Below are 13,213 nucleotides of genomic sequence, written 5' to 3' on the forward strand. Positions count from 1 at the left end.
TTATCTACCCTGAAAATGATACAAAAATACAATATATGTAACAAAAGGAAATAATATGTTTTAAAATGTAAATAAAAGGGAACTTTTTGCTATTTATCATAATTAAAAATAAAAAGGCCAGCGATATACTAGCCAGTTATCATTATAATATTTATTCGTTTTTTAAGATTAAAGATTTAAAAGCTTGCGTTACGTGGAGTACGAGGAAATGGAATGGTTTCACGAATATTTTGTACGCTAGTGACATAAGCGACCAGGCGCTCAAATCCGAGTCCAAATCCGGCGTGAGGCACGGTACCATAACGGCGCAGATCGCGATACCAGCTGTAATCTTGTTGGTTCAGTCCCATTTCTTCCATCCGGGCATCCAATTTATTCAGTCGCTCTTCACGCTGAGAACCACCAATAATTTCGCCAATAGCTGGTGCTAATACATCCATAGCAGCAACAGTTTTATTGTCATCATTCAGACGCATATAAAAGGCTTTGATATCTTTTGGGTAATTTTTGACCACAACGGGTGCTTTGAAGTGTTGCTCAGCTAAATAACGTTCATGCTCAGAAGAGAGATCAATACCCCAAGTTACTGGGTTTTCGAAGGATTGACCTGACCGCTCAAGCACTTTAATAGCATAGCTATAGTCAATTTGAGCAAAATCCGAAGCAGCAAATTTTTCCAACCGGTTGATAACGTCTTTATCGATCCGCTCGGCAAAGAAGGTTAAGTCATCATGGCGTTCTTGCAAAACCGCTTTGAAGACATATTTTAACATTTTTTCGGCCAGCCTAGCGATATCGTCCAAGTTGGCAAAAGCGACTTCAGGCTCAACCATCCAGAATTCAGCCAAATGGCGGCTGGTGTTAGAATTTTCTGCGCGAAACGTTGGCCCAAAGGTATAAATTTTGCTTAATGCACAGGCATAAGCTTCGCCATTTAGCTGACCGGATACGGTTAGAAATGCTTCCCGACCAAAAAAGTCTTTATTAAAATTAATATCCCCTTTTTCTGTACGCGGAATATTCTGTAAATCTAATGTTGAGACGCGGAACATTTCACCGGCACCTTCGGTATCGGAGGCGGTGATAATGGGGGTTGAGATCCAAATATAGCCTTCTTCATAAAAAAAACGATGAATCGCTTGGGCTAGCGTATTGCGAACACGGGCAACGGCGCCGATAAGATTAGTGCGTGGACGCAGATGTGCCACTTCACGTAAATATTCGACACTATGACGTTTGGCAGCCATTGGATAACTATCAGGATTTTCCACCATACCGACCACAACAACCTGAGTGGCAGATAATTCAAAATTTTGCCCTTGACCTTCTGATGATTTCACGATCCCGGTTACTTCAACCGAGCAACCAGTGGTCAGATATAAAACTTCGGTTTCATAATTATCTCGTTCATGATTTACAATAGCCTGTAATGGATTAAAGCAGGAACCGTCATAGACGGCGAGGAACGAGAAACCGGCTTTTGAATCTCTCCTTGTACGTACCCAGCCACGAACGGTTACTTCTTCGCCTACCGCTACACGGCCTTGTAGTACTTCGACTATAGGCGCTATATTCATAAAATACTCTCTTTTGATATTTAGTTGTTTAAAGTTGGTCACCGATTGGTGAAGGCCTTATGTTACTTGTCCTCGCGTAAGAAACAAGTAAAAATAGCAAGTTTAAAATGGGAATAACCAGATGAAAAGGGCTTTGTAATAAGAATTTAATTTATCCTGTGCAACAATCGATAAAATAGCTTGCCATAATAATCAGTTAGGTTTGTTATCAATCCGCTTCGTTGTACTTGGGATATCAAAAGCTTTCTTTAAGCGAACGATAAATTCATCGTCATCACAGATGGTTTTTCCTGGGCTATCAGACAATTTAGCGACGGGTTTACCATTACATTCAACTAATTTAATTACAATATTAAGTGGTTTAACCTGATGGATATTGCAGGTTAAACGGGTGCCAATACCAAAAATAAGATTGATACGTTTATAAAAATGTTTATAAAGGATCAATGCTTTTTGTAGGTCAAGGTTATCTGAAAAAACCAGCGTTTTACTCATTGGATCGATAGCCAGTTTTTTATAATGACTAATTGCTTTTTCACCCCATTCTAACGGATCACCCGAGTCATGACGTAATCCTTGATAACGATTGGCAAAGGTGATATCGAAGTCGCGCAGGAAAGCATCCATCGTAATACAGTCTGTTAGTGCAATGCCTAATTGATTGGGATATTCATCCAGCCAACTTTGCAGCGCCACGCGTTGGCTATTAGCGAGATCAGTACTAATTTGCTGGTGAGCTTGAAACCACTCATGGGCTTGGGTGCCAACAGGTTTGAGCTGGAGTTGTTGGGCCAACTTATAATTACTTGTGCCAGTAAAATAAGGGAAATGGTTTTTGAGTTCATTGATAATAGCGTATTGCACCGCATGAGAAAAACGTCGGCGAGTACCAAAATCCATTAATTTGAAATTAGCTAAATCAATATTTTGTGTTTTTGCGTCTTGATAAAAATACTTAATCAATTTATGTAACTGTTCAATGGTATCTTCGGTTGTTACATTGGGAGAGCGATCGTGATGAACCAGTTCGCTGATTAAGGCTAATAGAGGTATTTCCCAAAGAATAATCTCACGCCATGGACCACTAATTCTTAGAGCTAACTGATTTTCTTGTGTGGTATAAACATTAACCTGCGTGGGATTGAAGCGAAAATTCTTTAACCAATCGAGATAATCAGCTTTAAAAAAAGGCAGACCACGCAGATAGTGGTATTCAGTTGGCGTTAATGCAATATTTGCCATTAAATCTATTTGTTGGCGTACAGCCTGAGCATAGTTACCAAGTCGTTCATCACTACGGCAACGAAATTCTGCCACAACCGATACTTGGTTATAGTGATGAAAGACGGCTTGTTGCATATGCGGTTTATAAGCATCAGTATCTAGCAGTGATGTAATGATAGGTGGTGCATCTAAATTCATAATGCGTTAGCTATCCTCGCGGAAGCATTACTCTCGACTTAAAGATAAAATATGCCAGAGTATACCTGTTGATGCTAGTAAGAGTGAAGGCCGTTTCATATATATTTCTGGCGTAGTTATAAAAAATTCTAATCATCTATTTGATATTATCAAATTATTTTTATATCGGCAGAGTTTTTTGGAGCAATAAATAACATGTTAATAAAAAACCAAACCGATTGAATATTAATCATAGGTATGATTTATGATCAAAAGAAAGAGGTTTTAAGATATCATTATTGCCAAATAATTGACCACATTGAAACATAACAATAATTGATACAGGTAAAAATTTACTATGACGCAACAGCGACAAGAGAAATATCGTCAGGATTATCAGGCGCCTGATTACACTATTACCGATATTGAATTGGATTTTGTGCTTGATCCTGCAACTAACATTGTTACTGCTAATTAGCCGAGTAAAACGATTAAATTCACAGGCTAATGTATTGGTACTCGATGGTAAGAACCTGATTTTCATGCTATTCATATTGATAATAAACCGTGGACAGACTATCGTGAAAAGGCAGGGAAATTGATTATTGAGTCAGTGCCTGATACTTTTGTTCTTAAGGTTGTTAATTAAATAAATCCGCTAAAAATACTGCATTAGAAGGGCTTTATGTGTCAGCTGATATTCTTTGCACTCAGTGTGAGGCAGAAGGTTTCCGTCATATTACCTATTATTTAGATAGGCAGGATGTATTAGCACGTTTTACAACTTGTATTACTGCCGATAAATCACGTTATCCTTATTTGCTCTCCAATGGTAATCAGATTGACAAAGGAGAAACAAACGATGGCCGTCATTGGGTAAAATGGCAAGATCCTTTCCCTAAGCCAAGTTATCTTTTCGCACTGGTAGCGGGTGATTTTGATGTTCTTTATTATAATTATGTTAGCCAAAGTGGCCGTAATGTAACGTTAGCACTTTTTGTTGATAAGGGTAACCTTGATCTCGGGCTGACTGGGCAATGGTCTCTTTGAAAAATGCCATGCGTTGGGATGAGATACGTTTTGGTTACGAATATGATTTAGATATCTATATGATAGTGGCCGTTGATTTCTTTAATATGGGGGCGATGGAAAATAAAGGACTCAATATTTTCAATGCCAAATATGTGTTGGCCAAAACAGAAACGGCAACAGATAAGGATTATCTGAATATTGAAGCGGTGATTGGCCATGAATATTTTCATAATTGGACGGGTAATCGTATTACTTGCCGTGATTGGTTTCAATTAAGCCTGAAGGAAGGATTAACCGTTTTTCGCGATCAAGAGTTTAGTTCTGATTTGGGTTCTTGTTCGGTAAATCGGATTGAAAATGTCAGGCTGATGCGCGCGTATCAATTTGCAGAGGATGCTAGCCCGATGGCGCATCCTATTCGGCCGGAAAAAGTAATAGAAATGAATAACTTCTACACTTTGACTGTTTATGAAAAAGGAGTGGAAGTTATTCGGATGTTGCACACGCTATTAGGCGAAAAACAGTTTTAGGCGGGTATGAAACTATATATCGCCCGCCATGGTGGTAGTGCCGCAACCTGTGATGATTTCGTGCAAGCTATGCAAGATGCCTCTGATATTGATTTGACCCTCTTTCGTCGTTGGTATAGCCAATCGGGTACACCTTTAGTGACGGTCAAAGATGAATATTTAGCGGAAAAACAGCAATATTTATTGCATATTAGTCAAATCACAGCACCAACGGCAGATCAAGCAGAAAAATTACCATTACATATACCGCTAGATATTGAGCTGTATGATACGCAAGGTAATGTAATTCCATTACAGCACAATGTTCGTGCTGTGCATTCCGTGCTTAATGTGGTTAAGGCCGAGCAAACTTTTGTTTTTGATCAGGTTGATTCACAGCCAATACCTTCATTACTGCGTGAATTTTCCGCGCCGGTGAAATTGGATTATTCATACACTGATGAGCAGTTAGCATTATTGATGCAATATGCCAGTAATAATTTTGCTCGTTGGGATGCTGCGCAATCACTACTATCAATTTATATTAAAAAGAATGTCATACACCAACAGCAGCAGGAAGATTTAATATTACCGCAGCATATTATTGACGCATTCAAATCTGTTTTACTTGATGAAGCCTGTGATCCGGTTTTAAAAGCACAACTATTTACTTTACCTTCAGAAAATGAAGTCGCTGAGTGGTTTGCTATCATCGATCCGATAGTTATCCATAATGTTATTTAACTTTATTATCTAAAAATTTGCCACTGAAATGGCGGCTGAATTTGTTGCCGTTTATCATGCCAATAAAATGACCAAGTATCGAATTGATCATGGGGATATTGCCAAACGTTCTTTGCGAAATAGATGCTTATTTTATCTGGCTTTTGGCCATGATAAGCAACAAGCGGATAAGTATGTCACCGAGCAATATTATCAGGCCAATAATATGACTGACACGATGGCGGCCCAATTACCGGGTTGTCAACAGCTAATGGCAGAGTTTGAACAGCGTTGGCGTCATTACGGTTTGATAATAGATAAATAGTTTATGCTGCAAGCCACCAGTCCAGCTAAAAATGTTTTGTCAACAGTACGTACTTTATTTACTCATCCGACATTTAGTATGGAGAATTCTAATCGAGTATGTGCCTTGATTGGAACTTTTGTTGCACAGAATCCGACAGCGTTTCATGCTGAGGATGGTACTGGCTATCAGTTTTTAGTGGAAATGTTAATTATTTTAAATAGCAGCAATCCGCAGGTTGCTTCTCATTTGATCGAGCCGTTGATTCGTCTAAGACGCTATGATGAAACACGTCAAAATCTGATGCATCAGGTGTTAATACAGTTAAAGCAGTTAGATAATCTTTCCGCTGATCTATTTGAAAAAATTACTAGGGCGTTGAAAAACCAGTAGCATTTTATTTTTCACTAGGTTACCAGCGTTTTCCTTCATAAAAACGATTACTTAAATAAGATATCCCTTCTTTTATAAGATTATCTTGGGGGATATCTATCAGTTTGCTTTTACCTATTATTTTTAAAAACTTAAATAATAAAAAGCAGTGTTATATTAGGCATATTTAAATTATCATGATAATCTGTACATACCATTGAGATTTGCTGATAAATTTAGCAATAGACTGTTTTTCTAGAATAAAAAACGGCAAATGGTTTATCCCCTTATCCGAAAGGCGCTATTTCGCTTAAATCCAGAGCAAGCTCATAAAATTACCTTCCGGCAGCTTAAATATATCATGCATTCGCCGCTTAGGTTTTTGATCCGGCAGTCAGTCAATTTTAAGACAACGACTTGTATGGGAGTAACATTTAAGAATCCATTGGGATTAGCGGCCGGTCTTGATAAAGATGGTGAATGTATTGATGCTTTTGGCGCGATGGGATTTGGTTTTGTAGAAATAGTGACGGTCACACCTCGTCCACAACCTGGTAATGAAAAACCTCGGCTGTTTCGCCTGGTTGAAGCTGAAGGGCTTATCAACTGCATGGGATTTAATAATCTAGGTGTTGATAACTTGGTTGAGAATGTTAAAAAAGCGAAGTACGACGGTATTATCGGTATTAACATTGGTAAAAATAAAGATACACCGATTGAACAGGGTAAAGACGATTATTTAATTTGCATGGAAAAAATTTATTCCTATGCAGGTTATATTGCTGTCAATATTTCTTCACCTAATACGCCAGATTTAAGATTGTTACAATATGGTGAAGTATTGGATGATTTATTGCAGTCAATTAAAAATAAATAACACTTAATTAGCACAACAATACCAAAAGTATGTTCCTGTGGTGGTAAAAATTGCGCCTGATTTAACCGAAAAAGAGATTATCCAAATTAGCGATAGTTTAATTTGCCACCAGATTGATGGAGTTGTGGCCACAAATACAACTTTGGATCGGAATTTAGTGAAAGGATTAAGATATTCAGAAGAAGCTGGTGGATTGAGCGGCCGACCTGTGCAATTGATAAGCACTGAAATTGTGCGGTTGTTGACCAAAGAATTAAAAGGACAGCTGCCAATCATAGCTGCTGGTGGAATTGATTCTTTGGTTGCAGCAAGAGAAAAATTGGCAGCAGGGGGGCATCATTGTTACAAGTTTATTCCGGATTTATTTATCACGGCCTAAATTAATTAAAAATATTGTTAATTATATTTAATCTTAATTTAGGATTATAAAAAATTGACTGATTTTTTATATATTAATATTTATTTTGTAATTTGATAATTTATTAAATTCAGGATTTTCTTTGAATATCTTTACGTAAAAACTCGAAATTATTTCTATTATTTCTATTATTTCTATTATTTCTATTATTTCTATTATAGAAGTACTTTTTATCTTAATTTTAATTAGTATGGATTTTAAGCTTGTAAATAGTGTGATCAGATTGAGGGGTGATAAATGAAAATAAAACCCAATAATCAGTGGCGCTGGTATTACGATGATGAACATGAAAGGATGATGTTAGATTTGGCTAATGGAATGTTATTTCGTTCATGTTTTCCAGCAAAAATGTTGGTGGCATCTGCTTATGGAGAAATGACTTTTAATATCGATGATGCGGGGTTATATCATTGTATTGAAGAACAACTGCAAAAATTATTACTTTCTGATGAGCATAGTGCGGAATTAATTTTAAATGCATTAGTTGCTTTTCGTTTTTTAAAGCCGCAGATGCCTAGAAGCTGGTATTTTTTGCCAGTAAATTGCCACGATGATTTGGTGTTGGGGGATGTTGTTCAGGTTCATATTGAAGATAGTGGACAGAAAGCATTGTTTTTAGTGGCAGAGGCAGGAAAATATGCCAGCTTATGTTTATTAATTGAGCCTAGATTAGTTTTGAAAGATCGGGTAATGAGATTTTGTGACCCGATTAAGATTATGAATAATCGCTTAATGATTTATCAACCACCAGCCAGTAGTTTAATATATGAAAGAGCTGTTTCATAAAAAAATAACCTGAATTAATCAATATTCAAAGTTTATATAATAACTAAATTTTGTGCGGCATCTTTAAACCAACAATAATATCCATCATTCATTAATGACGAATGATGGATAAGAATTAGCCTAATAGTAATTTAATATTTGTTTTGGGAATGCAACTACAACTCTGGATCACGCCATCTTCTTTGATTGCTGTTTTTGTCAATGGGATTACTTCACCTGCTATTAGTTTCATTTTACAACAACCACAAATGCCCGCTCGGCAAGAATAGGGAAATTTTAAGCCATGCTTTTCCAATTGTTCCAAGATAACAATTTGGTTATTGGCTAAATATTCTGTGCCATTAACATCGATTAATAATGTGGTTTCTTTTTTTAGATTAATTATCTGACGCTTAGTTGTTTTTACCGTTTTATATTGCTTAGGTTGTTTTTTAGTTAAAATTTTCACCGTATCTCCAACGCAGATCAGACCGCTATTTTTGGCGATGGCATTTTGGCCAAAATCAATTTCTCCATGCTCATCAGTGTGGAAACTTTGTAGTATTGTTAACGGTTCTCCAGTCGGGTGCTGTGAGCCATCATCAATATTTACTGTCGTCAAAATGCAGCTGCTACAAGGTTTAACAAGCTCGAAAATAACCTCACCGATTTGTATCGTATGCCAGCTATCTTCAGCAAAAGCCTTGGCACTGGTTATGATCAAATTGCCTCTAAATTGTTCTAACTTAATATCAGATGGGCATTGTTTTTGAAGCGCTTTAAATGAGGCTTGATTAATCTTTGCTGGTACAGCAAACGCGGTAAAATGATTGCCCCACACTTCAGTTGGTAAGCGATGGTTAATAAAGTCTTTATATAAAATAGTTGCTTTTTGCTTATCAGGTGTCTGTATTTGAATGCCATTTTCAAATATTATTGGTTTAAATAACAGCATTTGTAGATATTGCCGCGCAGTAATAAACCCAACTTGATCATTGGTAACCATAAAATAGCGATCGAAAACCAGGCCACTATTTTCTGCGTAAGCTTGTGACAAACGAATGCCTTTCATTGATTTAACTGGATGGATATAAAGACGAGATAACCGGATCATTCTTAACTCCTGTTTAAGCACGATAATTTTGTTAGTAACTTTATGATATGTGCGCAGGGTTAGCTATAATGTGCAGCAATTTTTTATTCAGGTGACAGCGATATGAGAACTCTGTGTGCTACAACGGCATTTGGACTGGAAGAATTACTTAAAAGTGAACTAGAAGCATTAGGAGCAAAGTATTGTCATATTGCTCAGGGTGGTGTGCATTTTCAAGTTGACGAACGTGGCATGTATTTGAGTCTGTTATGGAGTCGTTTAGCATCGAGGATTTTATTACCCTTAGTTAGCTGCCAGGTTTTTAATGATATGGATCTCTACCTTGTAGCACAGACAATTGATTGGCCGGATTTGTTTACCGTTAATGATACTTTTGCCGTTTATTTTAATGGAACTAACCAAGTTATCCGCAATAGCCAATATGGGGCTTTACGGGTGAAAGACGCTATTGTGGATAGCTTTACGCGTAAAATGAATAAACGGCCCAACATTGCCAAACAGCAACCCGATATACGGGTTAATGTCCATTTATATAAAGATAACGCCTCAATATCGTTGGATTTAAGCGGTGATCCGCTCCATATCCGTGGATATCGTAGTTTCGCAGGACAAGCACCTATCAAAGAGAATTTAGCGGCTGCCATTGTTTTACGCTCAGGTTGGCAGCTTGGTTTACCAATGGTCGATCCTATGTGTGGTTCCGGCACATTATTAATTGAAGCAGCAATGATGGCTTGTGATCGTGCGCCTGGTTTAGCGCGTCAATTTTGGGGATTTCAATGCTGGTCGGGTTATAATCCAACGGTTTGGGCTGCTGTAATTGCTGAAGCGGAAAAACGGTTTCAGACGGGGCTTCAGCAAGCGACTGCGCTTTTCTATGGCTTAGATATTGATCGCCACATTTTGTAAATAGCCAAAAAGAATGCTAAACAAGCCGGTATTCACTCTTTAATAAATTTCCAACCTGGTGATGCGGTTAAATTGGAGAATCCATTTACCTTCGCTCAACAGGGGTTTATCACCAGCAATCCACCCTATGGTGAGCGTTTGGAAAGTGAACCTGCTTTAATCGCGCTTTACAGTCTCTTAGCCCGAGTATTAAAAAATCAGTTTCCATGCTGGCGTTTTTCGCTATTTAGTGGTTCGTCAGAACTATTAGCCTGCTTAGGGCTGCGAGCTGAACGTGAGTTTAAAGCCAAAAATGGACCGTTAAATTGCATTCAGAAAAATTATCTTTTATCCACTAAAACGGTTGGCCACCCATAGCATGGTTAGCGAAGACTGTGCTAACAGGCTGAAAAAAATGAGAAAAAACTTAATAAATGGGCCAAACAACAGGGGATTGATTGTTATCGCATTTATGATGCTGACTTATCTGAATATAATGTTGCAGTTGATCGTTATGGCGAACATATTGTTATTCAAGAGTATGCGCCGCCGCCGCCCAAGAGTATAGATAGCCATAAAGCTAAACAACGTCTGTTTGATGTGATCGGTGCAACCATGCAGGTATTGGCATTAACTTCCAGCCAATTGGTGTTAAAAACACGCCAGCGCCAAGCCGATAAGCAACATGAGTATAATGCCCAATTATGGGTAAATTTGACTGATTATTTGGATACAGGGTTGTTTTTAGATTATCGTTTGGTGCGTAAAATGTTAGCGAATATGAGTAAAGGAAAAGATTTATTGAATCTGTTTGCTTACACGGCGTCGGCATCGGTACATGCGGGACTTGGTGGTGCTCGTTCAACCACCAGTGTTGATATGTCGCGCACCTATTTAGAATGAGCAGAAAAAAATTTACAGACCAATAAATTAACCGGTCAGCAGCATCAGCTTATTCAGGCTGATTGTTTAGCTTGGTCAGCGCAGACGACAGAAAAATTTGATTTGATTTTCATTGATCCACCCACTTTCTCCAATTCAAAACGAATGAATGCCACCTTTGATGTGCAACGTGATCATATCAACTTGATGATGCAGATTAAGCACTTGCTGCGTCCCGGCGCGGTGGTACAGTGGTATTTTCTAATAATAAGCGTGGTTTTAAAATGGATATATTAAGCATTACTCAATTAGGATTAACTGCCAAGGAAATCACTCAGCAAACCATTTTACTTGATTTTACACGTAATCGCCAGATCCATAACTGCGGGTTGATTGGTCATGCAGATAAGGAAAAGTAATTTATGTCATTAATTAATATGTCAGCTGCCTATCTGGCTTTTAGTGATGCGCCATTATTAGATAATACAGAGTTGCATATTGAAGATAATGAAAGGGTTTGTTTGGTTGGCCGTAATGGTGCAGGCAAATCAACCCTAATGCGCGTATTGACCAAAGAACAACCGCTTGATGATGGTCAGGTCGTTTATCAGCAGGATCTGCAGGTTGCTCGTTTACAGCAAGATCCACCGTGTGATATCGGTGGTACTGTTTTTGATTTTGTCGCTAAAGGTGCTAAAGAGCAGGCAAATTATATTAAATCTTTTCATAAAATAGCAAAAATGGTCGAACAAGATCCCAGTGAAAAGAATCTTAATAAGTTAGCTGAATTGCAGGAGGTATTAGATCGCGATAATTTGTGGTTACTCGATACACAAATTAATGATGTGATTAAGCAATTGCAGCTGCCAGCTGCCAGTCCGTTATCTGCATTGTCCGGCGGTTGGTTACGCAAGGCTGCATTGTCGCGTGCTTTAGTCTGTGGCCCCCGGGTTCTTTTTCTTGATGAACCGACCAACCATTTAGATATTGATACCATCTTATGGTTAGAAAATTTTCTAAAAGATTTTCAGGGTAGTATCGTGTTTGTCTCCCATGATCGCTCTTTTATTCGCCATATGGCAACTCGCATCATTGATCTTGATCGGGGTAAATTAGCTTCCTGGTCGGGTAATTATGACGATTACCTGATCAATAAAGAAGAAGCATTACGGGTAGAAGAGCAGCAGAATGCTGAGTTTGATCGTAAATTGGCACAGGAAGAAGTTTGGATCCGCCAGGGAATAAAAGCCAGGCGTACTCGTAATGAAGGCAGAGTGAGAACATTAAAATCCTTACGCCTAGCACATTCTAAGCGATTCGAGGTAATGGGGACGGCGAAGATGCAGGTTTCCGATGCAAGTCGTTCAGGCAAGCTAGTGTTTGAGCTTGAAAATGTTAATTATCGCATTGGTAATAAAGGATTAATTAATAATTTTAGTGTCCAAGTGCAACGTGGCGACAAAATAGCCTTAATCGGGCCTAATGGCTGCGGAAAGACAACATTGCTCAAGTTGATGTTAGGACAACTTGAGGCGGATAGTGGTAATATTTACCGCGGTACCAAACTTGAGATTGCTTATTTTGATCAACATAGAATGACGCTAGATCCGGATAAAACCGTGATGGATAATTTAGCTGAAGGTAAACATGAAGTAATGGTTAATGGACAGTCGCGTCATATGCTTGGTTATTTACAAGATTTCTTGTTTCATCCTAAACGAGCCATGACATCGGTGCGAGCTCTTTCAGGTGGAGAGAAAAATCGATTATTATTGGCACGTTTGTTTTTTAAACCCAGTAATTTGTTGATCCTTGATGAACCGACTAATGATTTAGATATTGAAACACTTGAACTATTGGAAGAGCTCGTTGATAGTTATAAAGGGACAGTATTATTGGTTAGCCATGATCGTCAATTTGTTGATAATACTGTAACTGAGTGCTGGATGTTTGAAGATCATGGTAAAGTTGAGCGGTATGTAGGTGGTTTTTATGACGCCTCTGCGCAGCGTAGACAAAAAATTTCTTTATCGCATACTACTGTTAGTAAAGCCAATATTGCGGCAGTGGAAACAGCTAAAGAGCAGCCAAAACGAAAAAGTAATAAAATTAGTTATCATTTATTAAGAGAACTAGAACAATTACCGCTGCAGTTAGAAGCGTTAGAAGCTGAAATTGCCATCTTGCAATTTCAAGTCAGTGCACCTGAATTTTTTAATCAGCCCCATAGCGTTACTGAATCAGTATTAAAAGCATTAGCTGAGAAAGAAGTAGAAATGAATATGACATTTGAGCGTTGGCAAGAATTAGAATCACTTAAAGATAGCCAATAATTTGGCATTATAACTGTA

At 38.1% G+C, this 13,213-nt stretch carries 5 protein-coding genes and 3 pseudogenes; 5 read left to right on the forward strand and 3 right to left on the reverse strand.

The window, feature by feature from the left end:
• Positions 1 to 176: 176 nt before the first annotated feature.
• Positions 177 to 1,577 (reverse strand): asparagine--tRNA ligase, encoded by a 1,401-nt coding sequence (gene asnS, locus ARADI_RS01210; RefSeq protein WP_119710893.1) that lies wholly within the window; start codon positions 1,575 to 1,577, stop codon positions 177 to 179.
• Positions 1,578 to 1,769: 192 nt separating this feature from the next.
• Positions 1,770 to 2,999, reverse strand: coding sequence for a nicotinate phosphoribosyltransferase (gene pncB / locus ARADI_RS01215; protein ID WP_119710894.1), 1,230 nt, complete (start codon positions 2,997 to 2,999; stop codon positions 1,770 to 1,772).
• A 337-nt stretch (positions 3,000 to 3,336) separates the two neighbouring features.
• On the opposite strand from pncB, the pseudogene pepN reads away from it, so the two are divergent.
• The 3 genes and pseudogenes from pepN (at position 3,337) to ARADI_RS01230 (ending at position 7,999) form a co-directional block, all read left to right on the forward strand.
• Positions 3,337 to 5,939 (forward strand): annotated as a pseudogene (pepN, locus tag ARADI_RS01220) (aminopeptidase N).
• A gap of 253 nt (positions 5,940 to 6,192) precedes the next feature.
• A pseudogene (pyrD, locus tag ARADI_RS01225) lies at positions 6,193 to 7,205 on the forward strand (quinone-dependent dihydroorotate dehydrogenase).
• 245 nt (positions 7,206 to 7,450) lie between these two features.
• Positions 7,451 to 7,999: a cell division protein ZapC gene (locus ARADI_RS01230; RefSeq protein ID WP_119710895.1), complete on the forward strand. Its 549-nt coding sequence runs from the start codon at positions 7,451 to 7,453 to the stop codon at positions 7,997 to 7,999.
• Between the two features lie 115 nt (positions 8,000 to 8,114).
• Here the strand turns inward: ARADI_RS01230 and ARADI_RS01235 are convergent, their stop codons facing one another.
• The gene (locus ARADI_RS01235; RefSeq protein ID WP_119710896.1) at positions 8,115 to 9,092 is read right to left on the reverse strand and encodes a YcbX family protein; all 978 of its coding nucleotides are present in this window, start codon (positions 9,090 to 9,092) and stop codon (positions 8,115 to 8,117) included.
• A gap of 102 nt (positions 9,093 to 9,194) precedes the next feature.
• Between ARADI_RS01235 and rlmKL the strand changes: the two are divergent.
• Positions 9,195 to 11,281, forward strand: a pseudogene (gene rlmKL, locus ARADI_RS01240) (bifunctional 23S rRNA (guanine(2069)-N(7))-methyltransferase RlmK/23S rRNA (guanine(2445)-N(2))-methyltransferase RlmL).
• 3 nt (positions 11,282 to 11,284) lie between these two features.
• Complete coding sequence (locus ARADI_RS01245; RefSeq protein ID WP_119710897.1) at positions 11,285 to 13,195, forward strand: ABC transporter ATP-binding protein; 1,911 nt, start codon at positions 11,285 to 11,287, stop codon at positions 13,193 to 13,195.
• The last annotated feature ends 18 nt before the right edge of the window (positions 13,196 to 13,213 follow it).

Origin of the sequence: Arsenophonus endosymbiont of Aleurodicus floccissimus (assembly GCF_900343025.1) — a bacterium.
Lineage (GTDB): Bacteria > Pseudomonadota > Gammaproteobacteria > Enterobacterales > Enterobacteriaceae > Arsenophonus.